The organism is Dendronalium sp. ChiSLP03b, assembly GCF_034531165.2.
Taxonomy (GTDB): domain Bacteria; phylum Cyanobacteriota; class Cyanobacteriia; order Cyanobacteriales; family Nostocaceae; genus Dendronalium; species Dendronalium minutum.
Genome location: NZ_JAVRBR020000060.1, coordinates 1 through 25,541, shown reverse-complemented (window position 1 = coordinate 25,541; position 25,541 = coordinate 1). Strand labels below are relative to the sequence as shown.

General features: G+C 42.3%; 15 protein-coding genes and 1 pseudogene. 8 read left to right on the top strand and 8 right to left on the bottom strand.

The genetic code is table 11. From position 1 onward, the window contains the following. Window positions 1-275: 275 nt before the first annotated feature. Together RMY31_RS15135 and RMY31_RS15130 are read right to left on the bottom strand one after the other, a co-directional pair. The gene (locus RMY31_RS15135) at window positions 276-1,166 is read right to left on the bottom strand and encodes an LD-carboxypeptidase (RefSeq protein ID WP_322662155.1); all 891 of its coding nucleotides are present in this window, start codon (window positions 1,164-1,166) and stop codon (window positions 276-278) included. A 200-nt stretch (window positions 1,167-1,366) separates the two neighbouring features. Then, entirely contained in the window at window positions 1,367-4,426 is a 3,060-nt protein-coding gene (locus tag RMY31_RS15130; protein ID WP_322662153.1) for a zinc-dependent metalloprotease, read from the bottom strand. 710 nt (window positions 4,427-5,136) lie between these two features. Here RMY31_RS15130 and RMY31_RS15125 point away from each other — a divergent pair. Both RMY31_RS15125 and RMY31_RS15120 read left to right on the top strand, forming a co-directional pair. Next, window positions 5,137-7,158, top strand: coding sequence for a pentapeptide repeat-containing protein (locus tag RMY31_RS15125; protein WP_322662151.1), 2,022 nt, complete (start codon window positions 5,137-5,139; stop codon window positions 7,156-7,158). 255 nt (window positions 7,159-7,413) lie between these two features. Continuing rightward, the gene (locus tag RMY31_RS15120; protein ID WP_322662148.1) at window positions 7,414-10,302 is read left to right on the top strand and encodes a pentapeptide repeat-containing protein; all 2,889 of its coding nucleotides are present in this window, start codon (window positions 7,414-7,416) and stop codon (window positions 10,300-10,302) included. A 9-nt stretch (window positions 10,303-10,311) separates the two neighbouring features. On the opposite strand, the gene RMY31_RS15115 is transcribed toward RMY31_RS15120, so the two are convergent. After that, window positions 10,312-10,905, bottom strand: a complete 594-nt coding sequence (locus RMY31_RS15115) for a MarC family protein (RefSeq protein WP_322662146.1) — start codon at window positions 10,903-10,905, stop codon at window positions 10,312-10,314. Between the two features lie 216 nt (window positions 10,906-11,121). Here RMY31_RS15115 and RMY31_RS15110 point away from each other — a divergent pair, with 216 nt between their 5' ends. Next, a complete protein-coding gene (locus RMY31_RS15110) occupies window positions 11,122-11,937 on the top strand; it encodes a carbon-nitrogen hydrolase family protein (protein WP_322662144.1) in 816 nt (271 codons plus the stop codon). Window positions 11,938-12,051: 114 nt separating this feature from the next. Here the strand turns inward: RMY31_RS15110 and dhaL are convergent, their stop codons facing one another. Continuing rightward, window positions 12,052-12,690, bottom strand: coding sequence for a dihydroxyacetone kinase subunit DhaL (gene dhaL / locus RMY31_RS15105; protein ID WP_322662142.1), 639 nt, complete (start codon window positions 12,688-12,690; stop codon window positions 12,052-12,054). A gap of 149 nt (window positions 12,691-12,839) precedes the next feature. Between dhaL and RMY31_RS15100 the strand changes: the two genes are divergently transcribed. Continuing rightward, entirely contained in the window at window positions 12,840-15,488 is a 2,649-nt protein-coding gene (locus RMY31_RS15100; protein ID WP_322662140.1) for an S-layer homology domain-containing protein, read from the top strand. 133 nt (window positions 15,489-15,621) lie between these two features. On the opposite strand, the gene RMY31_RS15095 is transcribed toward RMY31_RS15100, so the two are convergent. Further along, a complete protein-coding gene (locus RMY31_RS15095; RefSeq protein ID WP_322662138.1) occupies window positions 15,622-16,638 on the bottom strand; it encodes a sulfate/molybdate ABC transporter ATP-binding protein in 1,017 nt (338 codons plus the stop codon). Between the two features lie 94 nt (window positions 16,639-16,732). Next, window positions 16,733-17,248, bottom strand: coding sequence for a membrane protein insertion efficiency factor YidD (gene yidD / locus RMY31_RS15090; RefSeq protein WP_322662135.1), 516 nt, complete (start codon window positions 17,246-17,248; stop codon window positions 16,733-16,735). Between the two features lie 258 nt (window positions 17,249-17,506). Between yidD and chlP the strand changes: the two genes are divergently transcribed. The 3 genes and pseudogenes from chlP to RMY31_RS15075 all read left to right on the top strand — a co-directional run. Next, entirely contained in the window at window positions 17,507-18,727 is a 1,221-nt protein-coding gene (gene chlP / locus RMY31_RS15085; protein WP_322662231.1) for a geranylgeranyl reductase, read from the top strand. Window positions 18,728-19,007: 280 nt separating this feature from the next. After that, window positions 19,008-20,508 (top strand): IS5 family transposase gene (locus tag RMY31_RS15080; RefSeq protein WP_409877973.1). Its coding sequence is split into 2 segments (ribosomal slippage): window positions 19,008-19,592 and window positions 19,594-20,508, totalling 1,500 coding nucleotides; the frame shifts between segments, so codons are not numbered across the junction. Window positions 20,509-20,584: 76 nt separating this feature from the next. Further along, a pseudogene (locus RMY31_RS15075) lies at window positions 20,585-20,686 on the top strand (transposase family protein); the annotation flags it as partial. A gap of 437 nt (window positions 20,687-21,123) precedes the next feature. Here RMY31_RS15075 and RMY31_RS15070 read toward each other — a convergent pair. Next, complete coding sequence (locus tag RMY31_RS15070; RefSeq protein WP_409877972.1) at window positions 21,124-21,867, bottom strand: response regulator transcription factor; 744 nt, start codon at window positions 21,865-21,867, stop codon at window positions 21,124-21,126. A 517-nt stretch (window positions 21,868-22,384) separates the two neighbouring features. Then, window positions 22,385-23,131, bottom strand: coding sequence for a PEP-CTERM sorting domain-containing protein (locus RMY31_RS15065; RefSeq protein WP_409877971.1), 747 nt, complete (start codon window positions 23,129-23,131; stop codon window positions 22,385-22,387). Window positions 23,132-23,991: 860 nt separating this feature from the next. Here RMY31_RS15065 and RMY31_RS15060 point away from each other — a divergent pair. Continuing rightward, window positions 23,992-25,374 carry an alkaline phosphatase PhoX gene (locus tag RMY31_RS15060; RefSeq protein ID WP_409877970.1) on the top strand — a complete coding sequence of 461 codons (1,383 nt, stop codon included), beginning with the start codon at window positions 23,992-23,994 and terminating at the stop codon, window positions 25,372-25,374. Window positions 25,375-25,541 lie beyond the last annotated feature (167 nt).

Below are 25,541 nucleotides of genomic sequence, written 5' to 3'. Positions count from 1 at the left end.
CGTATCATGTTAACTAATATTTTTTATTTCTATTAACCGAAAAAACCTGCCAAGTCGCTAGAGTTTGGCAGGTTTTTAATATTCAATAAGTTACTTTTTTTCAATAATCATTCAGAACTATTCAACCTTTTCAATACTAGACACCCATGTGAAAAATCACACAATCAGGGAATTCAAAATTAAAAATGAATATGGCGTAAGCTTTTCATTGATTTTGATTGGTTGGTTTACTTGCGCCTTTACCCTGCTTGCCTCCCCAATGCCCCATTTTCAAGCTAGATATCCAATATTCCCCGATCTGCATCTAATGTTACTTGCACCCCCACTGGTAAGGCGGCATTAGGGATATTGTGACCAAAAGGTAGGTCAGAGACAATAGGGATACCCAAATCACCCAAGCGATCGCGCAGTACTTCTTCGACACTAAAGCTAGGGATGTTTGCTGGTGGTTCGCACCGAGTAAAGCTTCCCAAGGCAATACCACGAATTTTGGACAAACTTCCACTTAAACGCCACTGCGTCAGCATTCGGTCAATGCGGTAGGGTGCTTCTGTGACATCTTCCAAGGCCAGAATTACACCATCTAAATTTGGTTGTATGGGTGTAGCTAAAAGATGAGTTGCCACCGTCAGATTACCTGGTAGCAAAATGCCAGTAGCAATGCCACCACCCCAACCACAACCTTTGAGAGGAGCGAGAGGGCGACCTTCCACCAAATCGAATAATCGCTGCAATGACCAATCTGGTTCATCTGCTAGAGTCGTCAGCACGGGAGCATGAACGCTAGAAATCCCCACTGTGTAAAGACTCCATAACAAAGCAGTGATGTCTGAAAAACCAATCAGCCATTTTGGAAGCGTTGATGTCTGCCAATGCCAATTTTCCAAGATGCGGGTACTGCCGAACCCACCTCTGGCACAGAGGATACCGCGACAATCGGGATCTTGCCAAGCTGCTGCTAGTTGTTGGCTGCGGTTTTCGTCTTTTCCAGCTAAATATCCCCAACCATCATCTATGTTTGACGTGATTTCTACTTGATAGCCACGCGATCGCCAAATTTCTACACTCTGCCCCAACATCTCAAATTCTCGCAAAGCCCCACTAGGGGCAATTACTCGTAGTAAGTCACCAGCTTGAAGGGGTGGAGGTAAGATTTTCGATTGCATGAATAATTTGCCAGTAGTAAAATCTGATTTTCTTAATTACAAATTGGTATAAGACCAATTCTCCAAAATAAGGCTACAGATGCCAGTCTGGCAACCCAGATTCAATATTGCGTTCATTAGAAATGGGGATAAGGAGACAAGGGAGAATTTATTTCCCCTGCCCCTCTGCACCTCTGCCCCTCTGCTCTCCTGCCCTCCTACTAATTCCCTTGCAACGGCGCATTTAAGATTTTTTCGATGCGATCGCGTGTTTCTAGTAAATGCGCTTCGGTGTACTCATCTTTGGAGTTTACCTCCTTGAGCTTATCATCAAGTTGTCTAATTTTATACCAAGCTATAGTTCGAGCATCTTCTGGTACGTATTCTTTCCGTAAGACCATACTAGCCAAGATGTCTAGGTATTCCCGTTGTAGGTTGCGTCGCAGGCTTGTAATCTTCAGCGAGTCGCCTTTTGGTTGTAGCACTTCCGTCCAGATTCCTGACTGCAAAGTATCAAACAGTTCTGGTATGGACAGTGATTGTCCTGTTTGAGTTTTGAGTTCGATATCTGTGAGACGGGAGAGGCGATCGGCTGAGAGTAAATCTCGCAACACCGAACTCTGCATAAACAATATTAAGTCATGAATTGGATAATCCAAACGACCAACACGTGGATAACTACCCCAATGCCGCCAGCGGGAAGGTGCTAATTTATTCAGTAGTTCTGGTGAGAATGTCAAAGCATCTTCTGCAAACACATACTTTTGCAGAATCTTTAATGCTTGCCGTTGTTCTTCAATGGGCACTGGTTCAAAGGGTAATCGCTGTTGGCGTACACCATAAGCATTCTCAGTGGTTGACTTGGCAGATGAGGTTTCCTCAGGCTGAACTCGGTAAAAAGACTGTCCGCCAATGTATTTAGTAGTGTAGTATATTTGCTGAAAATAGTTACCTAGAACTGTGTTGAAGCGTCCGCTCAAATCGCTGTAACTTTCATCCGCCATTGGGAAAGGTTTATTGAGACGTTCCCACATTACACGCGAATTATCTAACTGCCATTGTGAATAAAGTAATACATTGCTACTGTTGTCCCAAGCATCAGCAGTTGGGTCGAGGTCATACACATCCTCGTCAGTGGAATAACTATACTCAGGCTTGTAAGATTGGTTGGCAATCTCCTGCAATATTGGCTTTTCAGCTATAGGTGTTGCTGCCTGTGTTGGTGTGTAACCGTACTGAATAGCCCATTCATCGTATAGGCCAACCATTCTGGGAAAATAATCTCCTTGCTTTGTACCTTGAGGTGCAATGTTCGGCGGAATGTAGTCCATCACTGAAGCAGTTAGACCTTTGGCGTGGGTAAGATCTGTGTTGTTCATCTCCTCTGGTTGTAGTAAGGTACTACCACGAAAGTTATGCCGTAAACCAAGGGTATGTCCGACTTCGTGAGCAATAATTAAACGTAAATATTGATGGATATACTCTTTTACCTGTTCTTGGCTGGTTGTGCCATCTTGTAAAAGGCCCATCGCTAAAGAACCAAAAGCAAACTGATTAGCAGCTTCTATCCCGTAGCACAAATCGTACTCACCTGCCATTTTAGATAAACGGGGAAATAACCGTTTTTGCCCTTGTTCTTGGGGCATACTGTTGCCTTTGGCTCCTAAACCATTAGCGCAAAGCAGACGATTTTGCATCAATGCCGATAAGGAAGTGCGGGTTGGTAATTGGTTGGGTTGTACGATGTTGCGATACTCACTCTTGAGCGCTCGTACAAAGCTGGCATCTACTAGAATATCTGCGTCCAGAATTTCTCCAGTTAACGGGTTAACGCGAGATGGCCCCATGGCAAAATAACCATCTACTGTGTTAATCCAACGAATTGTGTTGTAGCGAATATCTGCTGGATCCCAAGTGGCATTATCCGGCATTTGGCGCACTTCAATTGCATCCTTGAATCCAGCTTTGAGAAAGGCTTTGTTCCACATCAGTACCCCTTCTTTAATGGCATCGCGGTACTCGAAGGGTACGGCATTATCAATCCAGAAGACAATTGGTTTTTTAGGTGGAGAAATTGCTGCTTTGGGGTCTTGTTTTTCTAAATTCCAGCGATTAATGTAGCGAACAAAGGCATCGCCCTTGTCATCTTTAGTTAAGTCTTGGTAGGCAGTGATGAAATAACCTACACGTTCGTCAGCAAAACGCGGACGGTAATTTTTTTCTGGAAGTTGGGAGAGGCTGTAGTGAACCCGCAAGGTGAAGCCGCGACTGTCAGGTAAAACCGCAAAACTTGGTATTTCACTCTCGCGGCCGCTACCACTACTGGAGAAGTTCAAAACTGACTCAATTTCTATGTTTTGGGGAAAGGCTTTAGCATTACCAAAATAGGACTGGTCTGTGCCTGCGGAAACACCTAAACTCAAAGATAATCCAGCCAAATCTGTCAGCAGCAAGTCACCCAAGTCGATCAAAATTGTTTTACGTTGGGGATGAATGCTTTTGATGCCAATGTTGTAGAGGACAGAATCACTAAATGACCGAGCGAGCGATCGCGCTTGCGGATCTCCTTCACGAGTGCGAAAGTTAACATTACGGACAACAAAGTGCAAATTGTTATCCACCCGTTCCAAATAAAACAAAAAGTCTTGCAAGGGCATACCGCTGTAAATACCCCGTTCGCCAATGCCCGATTCCAGCGTTGCTGTTGCTAAGTAATTTTTATTCAGTTGCTCTGGTTTAATTTCTAAATAAATTTTATTCTTTTCTTTATTACGATAAAGAGTGAATAATCCCCCCGTTTTTACTGTATCTTTAATTACTTCATCAAAGTCTTCTAAATTATCCTTTTTTGGTGGTTTATTACTTGGCTTCGGTTTTTCTTCTGGCTTATCTGGGGTTTTTTCAGCTTTTAAGAATGGTTGCTGCCCTGCTTTTTTTGAATCTTTAACTATCCAAGTGAAAGGTTGTTGCTGTACTTGTTTATTTTGATTAATTACCCACACTTTTTGAGGTATTTTTTCAAGAGACTGAGACTGTTTGAGATGCGACTGCGATCCTGACACAGTTTTGATGGCAGCATTCTCTACTACTTTTAATCCCTGCTGCGTGGGTGTCTCAATTCTGTCTTCTTTTGTCTTCTTAACCTGCAAAACTCTATCTGCTTTCTGATTGGCGTGCAAAGTTATATTCGCCCCATTCCTAGGTAGCGATTCAGCACTAACATTTGCTATTCCTAAAAACAAACTGTGCAACAAAATTACATAAAAAGTTACTCTATTCATTTAACCTATCCCTGATAACTACTAGTTAATTTTTAACTTTTGCAAAGTAAAGTATATTTACCTCATCCAATGCGGCAAAACTGAAGATCCTCCTATTACAGCACAGCAGAGATAACTAGACAGTAATAACAGATAACAAAATCAAGTTTGTGAGTATTACAGTCTTCTAATTTGAGAGAGTGCTGAGTAGAGACACGATTATACTCTTACGAGAAGCCGCTCTTACGAGCGTCTACGCGTCTGTACAGGAGTTAGTAGTTAATCTCCCTCTGCTCTGTGCTTTTCCTGCCTTCTTGAAGTAGCCACCTGATATCAAGCGACTAATTTTTCAATTTAGTTTTAATTGCCATTTTCCTGTTTGATTGTGCTGTTTTAATGTAGTATTTTTCCTAATAATTGCGTCTGTAGCAAACAGTACGTATTATTTTGACAATCAGATCGATTGAGATGCTGGAGGAGAAAAATACATAGTCTCGTTAAAATAATCTACAATAACTGATTTTCCTGGAAAAGGAATAAATCTTTAAGCTAAAACTCAATTTTATTTAGACAAAAAGCACTACAAGCCAGGAGCTTAGCTTTTGGCAACAGATTTTGAAATCACGATACATATATTAGTTTATACTTTGTAATTTCTTGTTTAGTATCTAAAATCTCACTGAGCAAACATAAATTCACACAACATCCATTAAGTAATAACGGATACAAAAATGTCACAATTATCTCAAGTTTGGCAGCTTTTGAAAAATTATCTGAGAGATGTATGGTCACAAGACAAAGCAGAGAAAACGCCTCTAGAAACAGAAACATTTTTTTCTTTAGACAAAATAGACTTTGTTAATGAAGGTTTATCGCCCAAAAAACTGCAAAAAAGCTTAGAAGAATGGACAAAACTAGATGATTGTTGCAGTTCTAACATAAGTCAGCCATCTGTCACACCCTACTCTACAAGAAATTCTTCAGGTACTCTACCTTACTCCACGAAAAGCCGCCCTTCGGGTCTCTACGGAAACGCTTATTCTACCCTAGCCTATGGCAAGCCGCGCATAGCGCGTCTACGAGTTCTGCTTCGCAGTAAAAGTTCTGCTTTGCAGTACAGCGAACAAGAACCCCTAGTATTTGAGAAAAGCTTTGTAGTAACACAGTCGCCGCCTGAGTCGGGAACCCCTCCCACAGCACCGCAGTTGCTTTCAAAGGAAAATGCTGTAACTTGTTCATCTCAACACTCTGTGAGTAGCTGCGGATTTTCATTTCGAGTTGGCGATCGCCAACTGCATGAAGAGATTTACGATGTACTGGGCAACGGTGCGCTAACACCAGAACTTGTCGAACAAGTGATGAACTTGCTCCCACAAGAAAAAACATTTCGTCCAGTAGAACTTTTCCAGCGTCTAGAAGATTTTTATACTCGCTGGTGTCGGGGGGAATTTATTGATGCTGCACCAAGTGACAACTTGCCTCAAAAAAAGATGATGGCAATGTTAGCACAAAATATTGCGATCGGGCTGAGACAAGTAGATATATATACAGGACTTAACGTACTAATTTTACTTTTAGAGTTACACCGCTACGCCCAAGAGCAAGGCGAGCTTCAGCAACAAATTACCTTCTATCCATCTACTAAACCAGATACAGATAACTTTTTTACCTCCCAACTGCTGCGGATTATCAATTACAGTGATGCCATTGAAATCGGTAATTTTAGTAATATAGTCGGGGAATTTCTGAAAGGTTGCAACTTCAGCGGTGCTTACCTTGGTGATGCCAACCTAACTGGAGTCAATTTCAGCGGTGCTAATCTCAGTGGTGCATACCTTGGAGATGCTAATCTGACTGGTGCCAACTTTAGCAACGCTCATCTAACTGGGGTAAACTTCGGCGATGCCAACCTCAGCAGCGCTAACTTTAGTGGTGCCAACCTCAGTAGTGCCGACCTCAGCAGTGCTAACTTTAGTGGTGCTAACTTGAGTAGCGCTAACCTCCACCGTGCAGACTTCAGCAGTGCTGACCTCTGTAGCGCCAATTTTCAAGATGCCGATCTCAGCCATACCAACCTCAGTAGCGCCAACCTCAAAGACAGCGACCTCAGCCGCGCCAACCTTAGCCACGCTATCCTCTTCGGTGCCAACCTGAGTGATGCCAATCTCAGTAGTATCAACCTGAGTTATGCCGACCTTTGCCGCGCCGACCTTAGCGGTGCTAATCTCTGTCAAGCCATCCTCAACGGTACTAACCTTAGCGACACTATTCTCTTTAGTACTAACCTGAGTGACGCTATTCTGATGGCCGCAGACCTCAGCTATGCCAAACTCAACGGTGCCAAGCTAAACTACGCCAAACTTAATGGTGCAATGTTCTTAGGTGCTGACTTGAGTGGCGTAGACCTGAGTGGTGTAATTCTTAATGATGCTGACCTGAGTGGGGTAATTCTCAATGATGCCATTCTCAGCGGTGCAGACCTCACCGATGCCATACTCTTCGGTACCGACCTTAGCTACTCAAACCTCAGCAGTGCCAACCTCAGTGGTAGCAACCTCACCGGCGCAATTCTCAATGGTGCGGATCTCAGCCACACCAACCTGAGTTACGCCATTCTCAGCGGTGCAGACCTCAGCGATGCCAACTTAGAAGAGATGACCTGGGGTGAAAAGCAGCAGTGGGAAAATGTAAAGGGGTTAGAGACGGCAGTTAATGTGCCAGAAGCGTTAAAGCAGCAGTTAGGGTTGAGTTGAGATGGGGACTGGGAAGTGGGGTAAGGACACGGGGGCATGGAAAGTTTTTTCTTCGCCTCCCCCTTCGGATGACGCTCCTTTATCGCTAACGCTAGTTGCCTGCGGAGCGAAACCCTCCCCGAAGTTTGCTTGGAAGGAAACCCTCCTAACAACTTCTCTCTGCACGCAACTTCTCTTTGCCTCTCACCCTCTCTCCCTGAATCATAAATTTTACGCTAGGCTCTAAATAAACAGTAATTATACGAGTTTAGGCGAATGAAAAGGCGCTTATTGGAAGTCTGGCAGCAGTTGAGAACATCCTTCTCAGTAGAGGAGAGTCCGCCGAACATAGCAGTTGATGCAGGCAAAGCAGTTTTGGCAGCAGCTCAAACCGTTAAAAAACAAGGTGCTAGTGTCGAAGCCTTAAAGTATCTATTACGAAATTCGTCTTCATTATTAGATGTATTGTGTTCGCCGTTGACGCAGGTATTAGGTGCGGGTTTGCCATTTTTGCCTATGGGAATTGCCTTGGTAAAGTTTTCTCGCGCAATAACTAAGCAAGACCCTACTTTAGAAGACTGTGTATTTATAGTTAGTCAAGCTGCTTATTTGGAAAGTGCCAAAGAAATTTTATCTATATACCCATCTGTTAACTGGGATGATAATGCCAATATTCAGAAGGCAGTAACAAAACAACTACAAAAACTCAATGAGATTGAATTAGATTATCAAACTGCTAGTAATGCGATCGCCTGTTTTCATGAATCAGAATTAGCGAAGGCTTTCAACCAAGTATTGTTAGTTCGCTTGTTGTTAGCAAAAATTCCTAAAACTAATGCCAATCTTTTAACGAAACGAGTAGCTTGGAATACTCACCGTTACATGATTCAAGCTTGGCTAGAATTAGGTGATGCTATCAAAAATGTAATTAAACCTTCTTTGTTAGACTGGCAAAAAGAACAGCAACAAATTAAAAGTATTGATGAATATTTGAAAACTCATATTGCTACCAAACCTTTAGAACATATTTTTAATGAACCCTTCTCGTTTAAAGATATTTACGTACCTCTTAAAGCCAAGCCTATAGATAAAACAACAGAACCCCTAGATTTAGAAACATGGGCTAAAACAATTCTCTTAAAACAAGAACAGTTAGAGCAGGTGATGTTTATCCAAGGGAAGTCTGGAAGTGGTAAAAGTGTCTTTTGTAGAATGTTTGCTGATTGGGTACGAAAGCATTTGTATCCCACATGGATACCAATACTGATTCGTTTAGGGGATATAGACTCAATTGAATCACGCTTAGAAAAAACTTTAGAAACAGAGATTAAACTTGGTTATATTCAAGTTGATAATAACTGGTTAACAAATAAGAACATTCGTTTTTTGTTTATTTTAGATGGGCTTGATGAATTACATTTCGAGGCTAGAGCTAACCTCAATCTAGAATCATTTATCAAACAAGTAGCTAAATTTCAACAACAATGTAAATACGGCGAAATGGGACATCGAGTGTTAATTACTAGTAAGTCGATGTCTTTAAAAGGTATCCATCAATTGCCTAGCAATTTAGAGCGTATGGAAATTGTGGAAATGGATGGACAACTCCAACAGAAATGGTTTAGTAAGTGGGAAGCGGTGCAAATTAATCCCAGGAACGCAACCTTAGGGCAATTTTTGCAAAGCGAAGAATGTCCATCACAAGTGCAGAAATTAGCTCAAGAACCGCTCTTACTTTATTTGTTAGCAGCTATGTATCGAGATGGTAAATTAGTAATCGATCGGTTAGAGCAAGCAACTCATCAAACAGCCAAAACCATAATTTACCAAGAAGCTTTGGAATGGTTATTGGCACAGCCCTATGAAAGCAATAGTAATAATTTAAAGTCTGAGTTAACGAAATACAAACCTGAAGATTTCAAGCGTCTCCTTATAGAAGCTGCTGTGTGTGTTGTGCAATCAAGAGATAATGCTTTAATTTCAATGTTAGAGGCGCGTTTAGAAGAAGACGAAACCGCAAAAGCTCTAATTAAAAAAGCTAAAGGTAAATTGGGTAAGGAACCTCTAAAAACAGCTTGGGCTAATTTTTACATTACTTCTGGTGATAAAGAGGATAACATTGAGTTTTTTCATCAAAGTTTTAGTGAATTTCTGTTTGCCGAACGCCTAAAATCGCGCCTAAAAGTCTGGACACAAGAGTATTTAGAAGAAGGCAGAAAACAACTGATAACTTCTGAAGCTCAGATGAATTGGCAAATTTATGATTTACTTGGTTTTGGTGGACTCACGCCAGAAATAGTAGAATATCTGATGGGGTTGCTAACTGAAATTCCAGATTTTCCTTGGGAACAGTCATTTAAACGTTTAGAAAATTTTTACCATCATTGGTGTCAAGGGAAATTCATTGACTCTGCTGAAGAGACTTTGCCCCAGAAAAAGCTGCGACAGTTGCATAAGTTCGGAATTCGAGAACTCAGTCAGCGTCAGGTAGATATTTATGCTGGCTTGAATGTGATGATTTTGCTCTTGGAGTTGCACCGCTATGCCCAAAACCGAGACGATCTCAAAAAACAAATTACCTTCTATCCATCTGGTCAGCCCAAGGGGCTTTTTTCTATAGCAGACCAACTCCTGCTAAGTATTAATTATAGTGATGGCCTTCAACTGAGAAATTTTACTAGTATAGTCGGGCAATTCCTCAGCCACGCTAACCTGAGTGACGCATACCTTAGAGGAGTAGTCCTCAGCCACGCTAACCTCAGTCAGGCAGACTTTAGCCGCGCTAACCTCAGCTATGCTAATCTCAGCGATGCTAACCTCAGCGATGCTAACTTGAGCCGTACTAACCTTAGCGATGCTAATCTCAGTCGCGCTAACCTCAGCGACGCTAACCTCAGCGACGCTAACCTTAGCCGTGCAGGTTTCGGTGGCGCTAACCTCAGCGATGCTAACCTCAGCCGTGCATACCTTAGCCATCTAGACCTTAGCGGCGCAGACCTCAGCGGCGCTAACCTCAGTATGGCAGACCTCAACGGTGCTAACCTCAGCCACGCTAACCTGGAAAATATTTTTTGGGATGAATATACAAATTGGGAAAATACACAAGGGTTATACATAACTATTAATATGCCAGCAGCCTTAAAGCAACAGCTGGGGCTAATCTAAAGCCGTTTTCTACTTCAAAAACAACTCTCGAATCCCCGCACTACCAATTTCTACCGCCAGCGCTGCCAACAAAAAGCCCAAAAGCTGAGTTATTATCACGCCACCTTCAGCACCAATCCAACTCTCTATCCGGTTAGCCAAACGCAAAATTAACCAAGTAACCAACATTGCCGCTACAATACCCAGCACCACTGCAAGATGGGGATTTTGCGATTTTGACATTAACAACATCACCGTCGTCAGCGTACCTGGTCCCGCTAATAATGGCAAAGCTAGTGGCGTAATTGCCACATCGCGTCCTTCCTCAAGAATTGGCGTATCTAATTCCCCTCGAAGCATTTGCAAAGAAATTAGTAGCAATAAAAGTCCCCCAGCTACTCGCAAAGATGCCATGCTGATTTCCAAGTAAGTTAAAATTACTTGTCCAGCAAAAGCAAATAGCAACAAAACTGCGATCGCTACGATAATGGCTTTATCTATAACTTTGTTTCTTTCCTCTGGTGTCATGCCTTTAGTCAAAATCAAAACTATTGGTATATTACCGACAGCATCCGCTAGAACAAATACAGCAATAAAAGTTTGAACCAGAATGGAGGTATCCACAAGACAAAGGGTTTACAGAATTTATTAAGGTTTGATAACAACTTATCCTGAATTTTGCTTAGTTTCCTAGAGTCCGTAGGAGGATGAGGAAAGAAGAGAGCAGGGGGAGCAGGGAGAAATAATAACTGACAACTGACAACTGACTCCTGACTCAGCCCTCTTTTCGGTATATTTGAGAATCTATCCCCCAAAAATCCACTGTTTTTTGTTGAATCTATGAAGTCTTATTTAGCAGCGGCTATTCAAATGACCAGTGTGCCCGACCTACATCAAAACTTGGCACAGGCAGAAGAATTAATAGATCTTGCTGTGCGTCGAGGTGCTGAATTGGTAGGTTTGCCAGAAAACTTTTCTTTTATGGGAGAAGAAAAAGATAAACTCGATCGAGCAGAAGCGATCGCAACTGAAACCGAACAATTTCTCAAAAAAATGGCTCAACGCTTCCAAGTTACGATCTTGGGCGGTAGCTTTCCAGTTCCAGTAGATAATACAGGCAAAGTCCATAACACTACAGTACTTATCAACCCCAGCGGTGAAGAACTCGCCCGCTACCATAAAGTACATCTTTTTGATGTGAATGTTCCCGACGGCAACACCTATCGCGAGTCCAGCACTGTTGTAGCTGGTAAACAACTACCCCCCGTCTATTTTTCAGAAAACCTCGGGAACATAGGGCTTTCTGTTTGCTATGATGTCCGCTTCCCCGAACTTTATCGGCATTTATCAGACAAAGGAGTTGATGTCATATTTGTACCTGCTGCCTTCACGGCCTTTACTGGCAAAGACCATTGGCAAGTATTATTACAAGCAAGAGCTATTGAAAATACCGCCTACGTCATTGCTCCTGCCCAAACAGGTAACAACTACAGTCGCCGTTTAACCCATGGACATGCTGTGATTATCGACCCTTGGGGAGTAATTTTAGCCGATGCCGGTGAACAGCCGGGAATTGCGATCGCAGAAATTAACCCTTCGCGTTTGGATCAAGTTCGTCGTCAAATGCCTTCTCTACAACACAGAGTATTTAGTTAAGTGCTGAGAGACGCGATTAATCGCGTCTGTACAGGAGTTAGGATTAGAGACGCGATTCGATTAATCGCGTCTGTTATTTTTTATATCTCCCCCTGCTTCCCCTGCTCCCCCTGCTCACTTCCTATTGTTTTCTAAACTTTCTAATAAACACTTCAACATCAAATAAGATGAAGTTGCACCTGGATCTTGATGTCCTACACTCCGTTCCCCTAAGTAAAAAGCTCGTCCTTTCTTCGCTAACATCGGCGTGGTGTTCTGCAAACCCTCCTCAGCTGCTGCTACAGCCTGCTGCATTGCTGCTGTGGTATCTTTTCCCTCTTCTAACGCTTGCCTAAAAGCCACCACAGCAGGAGATAGTACATCCACCATTGTCTTATCTCCCAGTTGCGCTTTACCACGTTGCAGCACCCCATCTAAGCCAGCTTGGAGTAGTTCCCCCAAATCCTGCCCAGTTAGCTCGTGCTTACCAATTGCTACTGTACTAGCTCGCAGAAAAAATGTGCCATACAAAGGCCCGCTAGCACCGCCAACACTAGAAATCAGGGTCATACTAACTGTTTTCAAAATACTACCAATATCGCGATCGGCAACATCAGTTAATTGACTGATAACCTTTTTAAAACCACGATCCATATTGATACCATGGTCAGCATCACCGATCGCTGCATCTAATTCAGTTAAGTATTCTTTATTTTGCTCTATCTGAGTTGCAAATGTCTGTAACCATTGTATAACCTGCTTTCTGTTTACCATCGTTGTCTTCATCCAGCTAGCTTTTCGGTGCTTACTGATATTGTCATCTTATAAAAGAATAGAGATGCATACGTAATTTCTCTGCTAGAGGAAAATAGGAAAGTATATACTTAGTCAAGTAGTCAATTTAGCTGTGAGCAGATAAGTTGGTGTTGCCTTCTCAAAAGTCAATTTTAAAACAACTCACTCCCGCACTCTTAGTTGCTACCTTAGCTACTACTAGCGTTAACCATAGCAATAATCAAGGCCGGGTTGCACTTGCGGAAACAACCTCAGGCTCGCAAGAAAATATTGTATTTCCCAAGAGTGCGGTAGTAGCTCAATCTAAATTTACTGATATTGGTGGCAACTGGTCGCGATCGTGTATTACAGAACTCGCTAGTCAAGGTATTATCAGTGGTTACCCCGATGGGACTTTCCGTCCCAACGCCTCTGTGACGCGAGCTGAGTTTGCAGCTATTATTAGCAAGGCCTTCCCTAATGCACAAAAGGAACGCAATTCAATTAAGTTTGTAGATGTCCCCAAGAGTTACTGGGCTTACACAGCAATTGAAACAGCCTCTCAAACAAAATTCTTGTCTGGATATCCCGGTCAAGTTTTCAATCCCCGTCAAAATATTCCTCGCGCTCAAGTTTTGGTAGCTTTGGCTCAGGGATTAAATTATTCTCCCACTCAGTCTGCCACCGCTATCTTGAATGGTAATTTTACTGATGCTAGTAGCATTCCTGCCTATGCTGAGAGTGGAATCGCCGCAGCAACTGAAAAACGTCTTGTTGTCAATTATCCTGACGTTAAATATCTCAAACCCAATCAATCAGCCAGTCGCGCAGAGGTGTCAGCTTTTTTATGTCAAGCTTTAGCAGGTGGAAAAACTTCTAGTGTTCCCCAGCAGTATATTGCAGGTGTTAGCTCCTCAACACCTCTATCACCACCGTCTGGAACTTCTACTGAAAATATCGTTTTCCCAAAAGGTGCAGCAATAATTGATGTCACAGCAACAGCATATGGGGCTAAACCCAACGATGGCAAGGATGATACGCAAGCTATCCAAAAAGCACTCACCCGGTATCCCAGTGGAGGACGGATTATCTATTTGCCCAACGGTGTTTATAACATCTCTGATTCCTTGCATTGGCCACCAGGTAATGTTTCTGCCAGTGACTACAAACGGACTATACTGCAAGGCCAAAGCCGAAATGGCGTGATTATTCAACTCAAGGATAAATCTGCCAAGTTCCAAAATTCAAGTAAGCCTCGTCCGGTCATTTCTACAGGATTTGACCCCGACTTAGATCCAAATTCTAAAGAATTTAAAGCGAGTCTAGTAGCTCAACGCTTTGGCAACTCAATCAGAAACCTAACTATTAATACCGGAAAGAATAATCCGGGGGCGGAAGGTCTGAATTTTGTTGCTAACAATTATGGAGCAACGCGAAGTGTCAAGATTATCTCTGCTGATGGGAAAGGAACAACAGGCTTGGCGTTGACACATGGTGAAGTCGGCCCAATGCTGATTGAGGATGTTGAGGTCGTAGGATTTGATTACGGAGTACGTACTAACAGTGCTATTAACAGCGTCACGATGCAGAACATTACAGTTCGCCAGCAAAATAAAGCTGGTATCTTCAATCGCGGACAAGTAATCAGTCTGGATAGTTTCTTTAGTGTCAACTCTGTACCAGCAATTATCAATGGCAATACTTGCCAAGGTATTGACGTGGGAAGTACGTTGACATTAGTAAATGCCAATATCAGCGGTAGTGGTGATGCCAAAAATGTCTCGGCAATTTCTTCTTGTGGCTTTATCTATGCCAGAAATGTCTTAGCTAAAGGCTATAAAAATATTCTTACAAGTAATGCACGAGGTGCAGTCAATAAACTTTCAGGAAATAACATTATTGAATATACTTCTCACCGAACCATTTCTGAGTTTCCTTCTCCCTCGGAATCGCTGCAACTTCCGATTAAACGAGTTCCTAAGCTAGCTTGGGATGACCCTAAAACATGGGCGAATGTCCAGCAGTTTGGAGCAAAATCAAATGATAACAAGGATGATACTGCTGCTTTTCAAGCGGCAATTGATTCTGGCGCCACGACTGTAGTAGTTCCCAGAAATGGAGAGTTTACCATCAACGGTTCTCTTCGACTTCGAGGCAAAGTGCGGAGATTTATGGGAACTCAAGGATGGATTAATGGCACTGGGGAAATAGTTGCAGATAATGGCACTCAACCAACTTTAATTATCCAAGACTTCTCCATCAGATATCCTAAATCTAGTTTGAAATGGAGGAGCATTGCTAATCGAACTGTGGTCTTTCGTGACATCGAACACCTGAATCTGGAAAGTAGCGGCACTGGGGATCTTTTCATTGAGGACGCTGTGATGGCGGGAGTAAAATTTCTCAACCCCAAACAAAGTATTTGGGCGCGACAGATTAATCCTGAAAATCCCTCAGTCATCGGCATAGTCAATAAGGGTGCTAAGCTTTGGATTCTCGGCTTGAAGACAGAAGAAGTAGGCAGCACAAAAATTGAAACCAGTAATGGCGGCTTCACCGAACTTCTTGGCGGACATGTTTATGCTAACGGAAAACAGAGACGAAATCCGCTCTTTCGTATCATTAATGCTTCTGCTTCTTTTGCTGGTGTCGCCGAGGCTAATTTCGCTGGGCAAGGTTTTCAAACCTGGGTTGAAGAAACACGCGGCAACCAGACAAAACAGCTAATACGAGCCAATGTTCCTAACAGAGTTTCTGCCAACGGACGAGTTTTAGTACTTTATGCAGGATATAAATAACTCCCAAAAGAAGTTACCAAGTGTAAAGTAATGAAGGATGAAGTGAGGCATGTATCTACAATTCCTCACTAGTTATAAATTAAATCATTTAATCATTTAGACTTCAGACTTCACCCTTCAATTCACTCGCTATTTAAATTGAATAATACAGAGGGAAAGATTTCGCATCCTTTGGTCTGACAAACACGCGCTGTTGTGGTTCTAACTGTAACTCATTAAAGCGATCGCGTGTTAAATTTGCTGTCACTATTTGCCCGTCATCTAAAGTTAATTCCAGTTGAATTTCCCAACCTAAATGTATTAGCCGACTCACTCTGGCTGGTGCTGTAGCGCCATTAGCATCTTTTTCCACAATCACATCTTGCGGACGCAAAAATACTTGCGGATGTGCAGCTTCAAACCTACTGCCTTGAAAAATCTTTGCCGTATTGGGCAAGACATTCACCGGGCCGATAAAGCTCATGACAAATGCCGTGGCCGGATTGTCGTAAATTTCTGCCGGTGTCCCCACCTGTTCTACGCATCCTTTATTCATCACCACAACTTCATCAGAGACTTCCATTGCTTCTTCTTGGTCGTGGGTGACAAAAACTGTGGTAACATGAACTTCATCATGGAGGCGGCGTAACCATGCTCGCAAGTCTTTGCGAACTTTCGCATCAAGTGCCCCAAACGGTTCATCTAGTAATAAGACATCCGGTTCTACAGCTAGTGACCTTGCTAAGGCTACCCGTTGTCTTTGTCCGCCAGAAAGTTGTGATGGATAGCGATCGCCTAGTCCAGTTAATTGCACCAATTCCAGCAACTGTTCAACCCGTCCCTTAATTTTCTTCGCTGGTGCTTTGCGAATTTCTAGACCAAAGGCAATATTCTGCCGCACAGTCAGATGCTTGAATAGGGCATAGTGCTGAAACACAAACCCAATATTCCGCTCTTGGACGCTTTGATATGTAGCATCCTTACCTGTGAGCAAGATTCTGCCGCTATCTGGCATCTCCAAACCTGCTATTAATCTTAGCAGAGTAGATTTACCAGAGCCTGATGGGCCAAGCAATGCAACCAGTGAACCGCTGTTGATTTCCAGGCTCACGCGATCTACTGCTTTAAAACTTCCGAACTGCTTGGATACATTATCGACTACAATACCCACTGCTGCTGTACCTCTGCAATTTTAAATACGGCTTATTGCTAGGTTTACCGTGTTTTATTTATACCATATACGAAATAGTTTTGAATTTAAAGATTTAATTACCACAACTGCCGCAATCAAGGAAGTTACAATCAGCACTACCACAATCTAGAAAATTACAATCAGTAGATCCACAATCTAAAGAACCACAATCAGGAATTACATTGACTATCTCGATACAATTGCAGCTAAAATCGGCACAATCAGGACAATAGGTATTATCGCCACTGTTATTGCTGATAGATGAAGATTGAGTAGCTTTCCCTGGTACTTTTTTGGGTCTTTGCTGGTTTGATGCCTCTTCCTCTGTTGATTCTGTATCATCCTCCTCTGACATTAAGACTTGGTTAGCTTGTTTACAAGCTTGAAATCGTACGCGAGACTTAGACACGGCAGCAATTAACCCCTCCTGTGCGATCGCGCGCTTGATGTACTGTGAGCAAGATTCGCCACCATACAATACTCGGTGGGCGCAGGCAAAGCCTTTATGAGGAGAGATGTGTTTTTGATATCCCCTAATTGCAATGATGCTGACTTGTCTGGTAATAGAGTCGAGTAAAGAAATTTCCATGTAGGGGGTTAGGGAATGGGGACTGGTGATTGGGGACTGGGGACTAAGTAATATTCTTTATTCTTCCCAATAGCTACTATTTAATACCTAATACCCATTACCCAGTACTCAATACCTAATCCCTAATACCCAGCCCCCAATCGTATCGAAAGATTAAGGAATATTGCATTTCACTCAAAACCTGAAGGTAGAGCGCGAAATCAGTCAAAAGACCGTGATACGATGCTTTCGGTAAATGTCAAGATTGGGAGAAGACCTTTGACACTACGGGTTGCTGTTGTTGGGTCAGGCCCTGCTGGTTCATCTGCCGCTGAAACACTGGCAAAAGCTGGGATTGAAACCTACCTGTTTGAACGCAAGCTAGACAATGCTAAGCCCTGCGGGGGAGCGATTCCCCTGTGTATGGTGAGTGAGTTTGACTTGCCACCAGAGATTATTGACCGCCAGGTACGGAAGATGAAAATGATTTCGCCTTCCAATCGTGAGGTTGATATCAATCTGGTAAACAAAGAAGAATATATAGGAATGTGCCGCCGTGAAGTGCTAGATGGCTTCTTGCGCGATCGCGCGGCAAAATTAGGCGCAACTTTAATAAATGCCACCGTTCATAAACTCGATATACCGACAAACAACACCGACCCTTATACGATCCATTACGTTGACCACACAGAAGGTGGCGCACAGGGTATTACTAAGACCCTGAAAGTGGATTTAATTATTGGGGCGGATGGGGCTAATTCCCGCATTGCCAAAGAAATGGATGCTGGGGATTATAATTATGCGATCGCTTTCCAAGAGCGAATTCGTCTACCCGAAGACAAAATGGCGTATTACAACGACCTTGCCGAAATGTACGTCGGCAATGACGTTTCCACCGACTTCTACGCTTGGGTTTTCCCCAAATACGATCACGTGGCTGTAGGTACTGGCACAATGCACGTCCATAAAGCTAGTATCAAACAGTTGCAAGCTGGTATCCGCGCCCGTGCTTCCCAAAAGTTGGCAGGCGGTAAAATCATTAAAGTAGAAGCACACCCCATTCCCGAACATCCCCGTCCTCGCCGAGTTGTCGGTCGCATAGCTTTGATAGGAGATGCTGCTGGCTATGTTACCAAATCTTCTGGTGAAGGAATTTACTTTGCTGCTAAGTCTGGGCGAATGTGTGCCGAAACTGTTGTGGAAATGTCTAACGGTGGTAGCCGCATTCCTACAGAAGATGACCTCAAGATTTACCTGAAGCGTTGGGATAAAAAATACGGACTCACCTACAAGGTATTAGACATTTTGCAGAGTGTGTTCTATCGTTCCGATGCTACCCGCGAGGCCTTTGTAGAGATGTGCGCCGATCTTGATGTCCAGAAGCTAACATTTGATAGCTATCTGTATAAGACAGTTGTCCCCGCCAACCCCATTACTCAATTGAAGATTACTGCCAAGACTCTTGGTAGTCTAATTCGTGGTAATGCTTTAGCTCCCTAACAGGAGTAAAATCGGACGAAGTGATTGTACCGGAGGAGACGGTGAGTAGATAATTCAAAATTCAAAATTATGAATTTGGGATTAATTTACTCCTCTTCTCCTCTGTAGTCTTTACCTATTAGAGAAATTTAGTATAGTTAGCGATTTTAAAAGTATAAATAGGGCTTGCTGAATAAACGAAAAACCCACATAAATCAAGGCATTGAGGGGGAGAAAAGGTTAAAAAGGTCAAGGATAAGAGGTAAAATCAGTAAAAACCCTTGCACTAAAATGCGTTAAAATGTATAGAAAAGTGCAGAAACAAGATACACCCCCAGAAAGTTTTGAACTACCATTTGGGGGGAAACTAGCCTCAGATAACCGCTGGGTGGTCTTGGCGAAAATAATACCTTGGTCAGAATTTGAATCAGAATACGCAGCCAGATTTACAGAAGAAATAGGCGCACCAGCGAAAACATTTAGAATGGCGTTGGGGGCATTAATAATCAAAGAGAAACTAGGAACAAGTGATAGAGAAACAGTTGAGCAGATCAGGGAAAATCCTTATCTGCAATACTTTATAGGAATGTCAGCCTACAGTAATAAACCGCCATTTGACCCTTCAATGCTAGTTCATTTTCGAGAAAGAATAGATATGAACTTAGTCAACAAAATCAATCAAGAAATAGTCAAGAAGGTGTTGGAGAGTAAAGAGGAGGTAGAAGTAAAATCAAAAAAGTCAGAGGTCGAGGATTCAAAAAGTGAATCGACCAATAGAGGACAATTAATATTAGATGCTAGTTGTGCGCCAGCAGACATAAGTTATCCAGATTTAGGATTATTAAATCAAGCCAGAAAGCAAACAGAGACAATTATAGATACATTATTATAACTCCCTCTTGGTCAAAAATATCAACAAACCAAGAACCTATCGAAAGAGAGCAAGAAAAGATTATTTAGCAGTAGCCAAAAAAAGAAAAGTAAACTTTAAAGAAAGAAGAAAGGCTATCAAAAAGCAACTGCAATATATCAAAAGAAACCTAGCTCACATTCAGCAACTAATATTAGATGGCACATCACTATTAAAACTGAGTAACAGGCAATATAAGATGTTGCTAGTAGTGGCAGAAGTTGATCGTCAACAACTGTGGTTATATGAAAATAAAAAACGCAGTATAGAAGACCGGATTGTGAGTTTAAGTCAACCACATATTCGTCCAATAGTTCGTGGTAAAGCCAGAGCAGAGGTAGAATTTGGGGCAAAGTTTTCAGTCAGTTGCTTTGATGGCTATGTATTTTTAGAGCATATTAGTTGGGATAATTTTAACGAATCAGGGGACTTAAAATCACAAGTAGAAGCCTATAAAAATTACACCGGATATTATCCTGAGTCTGTTCATGTTGATAAAATTTATCGGACAAGGGAAAATCGTACTTGGTGTCAAAAAAGAGGAATTAGAATGAGTGGTTCACCACTGGGTAGACCACCGAAAAATGTCTGTCCTGAAAAAAAGAAACAAGCCGCTGATGATGAACTGATTCGTAACTCTATTGAAGGTAAATTCGGACAAGGTAAAAGACGATTTAGCCTTGGTAGAGTCATGGCTAAACTGCCTCACACGTCTTTAACTTCTATTGCCCTAACTTTTTTAGTTATGAATCTTTCTACCCTGTTATTACGGCTTTTTTGTCGATTTTTGTGTCAATTTTTCAAAATAACATCTTTTTTCGCTTCTTTGATTAACGAAAGTAATGTTTTGATTAATTGCAGACAACAAAAACTTATCTTCACTCCTGCCTGATTACCTACTTAATTCTTCTGTTGTTTTTTCACGACTTTTTCAGCAAGCCCTAAATATTTATAGATTTGCACAAATTTGTCCTCAGTGTGGCGCAAAAAGCGATAAATTACATCAAAATCATCGATACATTGTAAAAGACTTACCTTTTGGTTCAAAACCAGTATTTTTAGAAATAAATATTGGTAGCACCCTTCAAGAGGAACTGCATTCAGTTTTGATGCAAGAGAAAAAAGTTAACAACCAGTTGGGGCGATCGTTTCACATACCGTTGGTACTGGAAAACAATTTCTTCAGTATTAACCTCTATTGGCACTCTCTGAACGAGAGTGCCAATTCGTCTCTTAGTACAGTTTTGCATTCATTCGTAGCGGTATGCACGTCATTCTCTAGGCGTTCCTGTAGACACTCAAACAGCATCTTCTCGTAGAGTAGGGTATCCTTACAGGTTCAACAGCCAAGCGGAGTGTAGCTTCTCATAAATATCCAGAGGCGGCTTTTCGTAGAGTAGGGTAGAATCTACCCTGATGTTTTTGCTACACTACATTTCGCTCAGCATGACACATGACGATACGGACTTATGAACTCTAGCACCAAGTCAACGAATTTAGCGAGATTTCACTCAACTGTTGATGTTGAAACCCCCTCAGCTGATGGAGGAACGCTGGGTAATTCTAGGCAGTATCCTGCACCATACACTGTCTTGATATAGCGAGGGTGTCGGGGATCTGGTTCTAGCTTGGTTCTCAAGTGGCGGATATGCACTCGAATTGTTTCAATGTCATCATCTGGATCGTAACCCCAAACTTCTCTGAGGATTTCGCTGGGGGAAACGGTCTGGCCGTGGCGTTGCAGCAAACAGTGAAGTAGCTCAAATTCCAAGTGAGTCAGTTTCACAGTCTCACCGAACCATATTGCCTCAAACCTTTCGGGAACGAGGGTCAGCGGCCCATAGTTAAGAATTTCACTGTGCTTCGCTGCTTGGGGAATGCGGTCAGTACGCCGCAATAATGCGCGCACCCGCGCTAGCATTTCTTCGACTTCAAAGGGCTTGGTGAGGTAGTCGTCTGCACCAGCATTGAAGCCTTCTACCTTATCCTGAGTTTGGCTTAAAGCCGTCAACATTAGCACGGGAATCTCAGCTGTGCGCTCATCCCGACGTAGGCGTTGGCAAACTGTAAATCCATCAACTCTCGGTAACATCAGGTCAAGCATAATCAAGTCTGGTTGTAGCTGGAGTGCCAGAGCCTGACCTTTGATACCATCTTCAGCTTGGCTGACATCGTAGCCAGCCATTTCCAAGTTGACGGCAACTAGTTCTGAAATTGCTGGGTCATCGTCTATGACAAGAATCCTCGGCATTCTTAAAAAAATATTACCACTTATTAAGGATAAATAAGAACCTTTGGGAGATACAAAGATTGCTGTATTGATTATAAAAAAGATTTTAAATTTAACATAAAAATTAAAACAAAGGATGTGAAATCAAAACTAAAGTACACGAAATTCTCAATATGATGTGTTACGACCCCTACAATCCGTGCCGATTTTTGCAAAACTGTGTGGTAATGACTGTGTAAACCGCTTTTTGGCAAAGACGCTATTGGGAGACCACAACTTCACATCCAGAGCCGCCCCAATAAGGTTCACCATATTTAGAGCCGCCCTATCATAAAACAATTTTTATAGGTGGGCAAGGTGTACCTATTTACAGTTGGGTTGCTATACGTTAAGTGAAGATGGCAGAAGGTGAAGCAGTGGCTCTCGCCTTTGTAGCAACTGCTTTCAAGCGGCTTGGCAGAAGAGGAAATACTGACAGCTATCAGTTGTAAGTAGGGGCACAAGGCCTTGTACCCCTACAGTCATCAGTCATCAAAATCTAGACAGCTTGTTTCTGCTTAAATTTCTTCTTCAAGAACCCAAGTCCGCCGAGAGCTAAAATTGATGCTGCCATAGTAGTTGGTTCAGGTACTGAGTTGTTTGCTGGAATGCCTCCCAGAACATTATCACTTCCCCCGCCAGCATTCACTTGCTCGAAGCGACCTGCGATCGCCACAGTATTGCTTCTAATTGCTGCTTCCAGTACATTTGAAAAATCATCAGCAGCGTAGTCAGTGTTTAACAGAAAGCGAACAGATGTGGATTCGCCAGCTTTTAAACCCCCATCGGCGCTGCCAACATCAAAGTTTTCGCGCTCTAGGCTAAACGCAATATCAAAGACACCAAGACCCTGTAAAACAGGAATAGCAAGATTAGGGGGTTCGCCATCAATGTTCCACAGTTTGCCAAAGTTGCTGGATAACTTGTCGTAACTAGCTAGGCTTATATCATCAGGATCGATTTCTGGCCCCTCGTATGCCACTCCAATTAAAGTAGCTGCTGTTGCTCCTAGACCTTTAGTTCCGTTAGTTGTATTCTCGATACCTAGATCTAGCTGGACGCGATCGCCAGATTGAGAAAAATCAAAATTTAACAACGCTGAAGCGCCTGTATCCCCAGTACTGCCATAGTCTGGGCCAATAAATATTTTAAATGCTTGAGCAGGTATAGCGTCAAGTGTTGCCATCATCGCTACACTAGCAGTCAGTGTAGAGGAGGCAACTAATGTTGCCAAAATTGTTTTCATGATTGTTTATACCTTTGCGTATTTGTTAACTATTTTTTGCTACTAGGATCTAGGAGTTGATTGTCTTCAATCAAACTCTCTTTATTGCATCTTTGTAAAAAGATATCCTTACGCATACTTAAATTTTTGCTGGCATACGCAGATTCACGGTATCTTTTTAGCAAGTTTACTAAAACTTAATGAAAAAATTTAATCTAATCAAATAAGAGGGAACGTAATGCAAATACGTCCCCTACAAATTTTAGGGAGTTCTAGCCCTTCAAATTGCTTGGTCATTAGAGCTAAAATAGCGATCAATTACAGTACAAGTTAAGCTAGCTTCGACTCTTCAGGTTTACTGTTTAAGTAGATGCTGGCTTTTTCTTTAGGAATCTACTCAAAGAACCAGCTATTAAAAGTCCTAAAATTGCTCCAAGTTCAGAAACAGCAGTAGCTGTCAACCGAAGTCTTGTGCAGGAGCTTGTACTTTATAGGCAAAGCAATAAAAAATTCCTACTAACTTTAATCCTTATCGTACAAGAATTTTAAATATTTTCATGATGTAGTGATGTCTGCGAAAAGCTGCCTTTTAAGTGTCTATAAAATTGGAGCCTCAAACACCGATCGCATAACAGTAGCGATCGCTATAAAAAGTAAGACAAAACTACTAAACCTAAGTTTATAGGCTTTTTTATATAGCTCTAGGCAAAGTCTATGGGCTTATCTGAACCAAAGCACTATCACTATAAAATCTACATTCTTTTAAAAACTTTAAAAAATTTATCTTTAATTCACTAACTCTAAGTTAAATAAAGCATTACCAAAACTTAATCAAAACGAACTATTTTTTCCTCAGCATTCCAAGTAACTAAAACATCCTCATGAGTTTATCGCGACGTAAATTCTTTGCATTAGCAGGTGCAAGTGCTGCTGGCACTTTCATGGTGTCTCCTTTAGAAGCGCTTTATGCAAGGAAAGCTAATGGTAAATCTGTGTTTGGTAGAGGATACGGCCCGCTTTTACCAGATCCTAATGGCTTGCTAGACTTACCAGAGGGATTTAAGTATCGCGCTTTCTCTCGCACAGGCGAACTTATGACTGATGGCACTCTAGTACCGGGCGCTCATGATGGCATGGCGGCTTTCCCTGTTCCCAAAAATTATCCTGGTCTTAAGGGTCGCGATCGCAAGAATTCAGTACTCCTAGTTCGCAATCACGAACTTGGTACTGGTTTGACTGGTTCGCGAGTACAAGGGCCGAATCCTTACGATCCCATTGCTAAAGGTGGCACTACAACTCTGCTTGTCGATCTTGATGATGAGCCTCAGCTAATCAAACACTTCACTTCTCTAAGTGGAACCATTCGTAACTGTGCAGGTGGCCCAACTCCCTGGGATTCATGGATTAGTTGTGAAGAAGATACAACAATACCAACTGCAACTAATGGAGTCACGAAGTTACACGGTTATAACTTTGAGGTTCCATCTAGCGACACCTCTCCTGTAGAGCCAGTGCCTCTAGTTGCTATGGGACGGTTTAATCATGAAGCTGTTGCTGTAGACCCCAAAACTGGAATTGTCTATCAAACTGAAGATCGAGGAGATAGCCTCTTCTACCGTTTTATCCCGAACGTGCCTGGCAAGTTAGCAGAAGGAGGTATTCTTCAAGCTCTGAGGATTATAGATAGACCTGGGGTCAACACTTCAAATGCCTTGAATAATCCTATTAAATTTAATGTGGGGCAGAAGTTTCGTGTAGATTGGGTGACAATTACTGAGCCAAACCCAACTACTGGAGATACTGTCAGAGTAGAAGGTTACAAATTAGGTGCAGCTCAATTTATCCGTGGGGAAGGCATTTACTACACTAAGGAGAATGGCAAAAGTGAATTTTACTTTTGCGCTACGAGTGGCGGCCCTGTGGGGGGCGGCCAAGTTTGGCGTTACACTCCCGGTAAAGAGACAATTGAACTGTTTGTAGAGTCTCAATCTAAAGATGAACTCGACATGCCCGATAACTTAGTTGTGGCACCTTTTGACGATCTCATTCTCTGCGAGGACGGAGATGGAGACAATTTCTTGATCGGTATTACTCCCAGTGGCGAAGTCTATAAATTTGCACGTAATGCCCTCCAAAGTGGTGAATTTGCTGGCGCTACCTTCTCACCTGATGGTAAAGTTTTGTTCGTTAATATCCAAAGTCCTGGTATTACTCTCGCAATCTGGGGCCCTTGGAAGAAATCAAGAAGAAATGATGACGATTGAGATCAACTCATAAGATCAAATCTGTATAAGTAATCGGACAGAATTAATTACACAATGTCATTGCGAGTGCAACGAAGTGAAACGAAGCAATCGCAAGGGTTTGGGATTGCTTCACTTTGTTCGCAATGACAGTAAATATTTTTGTCCAGCTACTTACCTCTTAATTC

Coding starts and splice junctions, on each gene's coding strand:
- RMY31_RS15135 (WP_322662155.1), bottom strand. CDS start 1,166: ATGCAATCGAAAATCTTACCTCCACCCCTTCAAGCTGGTGACTTACTA.
- RMY31_RS15130 (WP_322662153.1), bottom strand. CDS start 4,426: ATGAATAGAGTAACTTTTTATGTAATTTTGTTGCACAGTTTGTTTTTA.
- RMY31_RS15125 (WP_322662151.1), top strand. CDS start 5,137: ATGTCACAATTATCTCAAGTTTGGCAGCTTTTGAAAAATTATCTGAGA.
- RMY31_RS15120 (WP_322662148.1), top strand. CDS start 7,414: ATGAAAAGGCGCTTATTGGAAGTCTGGCAGCAGTTGAGAACATCCTTC.
- RMY31_RS15110 (WP_322662144.1), top strand. CDS start 11,122: ATGAAGTCTTATTTAGCAGCGGCTATTCAAATGACCAGTGTGCCCGAC.
- dhaL (WP_322662142.1), bottom strand. CDS start 12,690: ATGGTAAACAGAAAGCAGGTTATACAATGGTTACAGACATTTGCAACT.
- yidD (WP_322662135.1), bottom strand. CDS start 17,248: ATGGAAATTTCTTTACTCGACTCTATTACCAGACAAGTCAGCATCATT.
- RMY31_RS15070 (WP_409877972.1), bottom strand. CDS start 21,867: ATGCCGAGGATTCTTGTCATAGACGATGACCCAGCAATTTCAGAACTA.
- RMY31_RS15065 (WP_409877971.1), bottom strand. CDS start 23,131: ATGAAAACAATTTTGGCAACATTAGTTGCCTCCTCTACACTGACTGCT.
- RMY31_RS15060 (WP_409877970.1), top strand. CDS start 23,992: ATGAGTTTATCGCGACGTAAATTCTTTGCATTAGCAGGTGCAAGTGCT.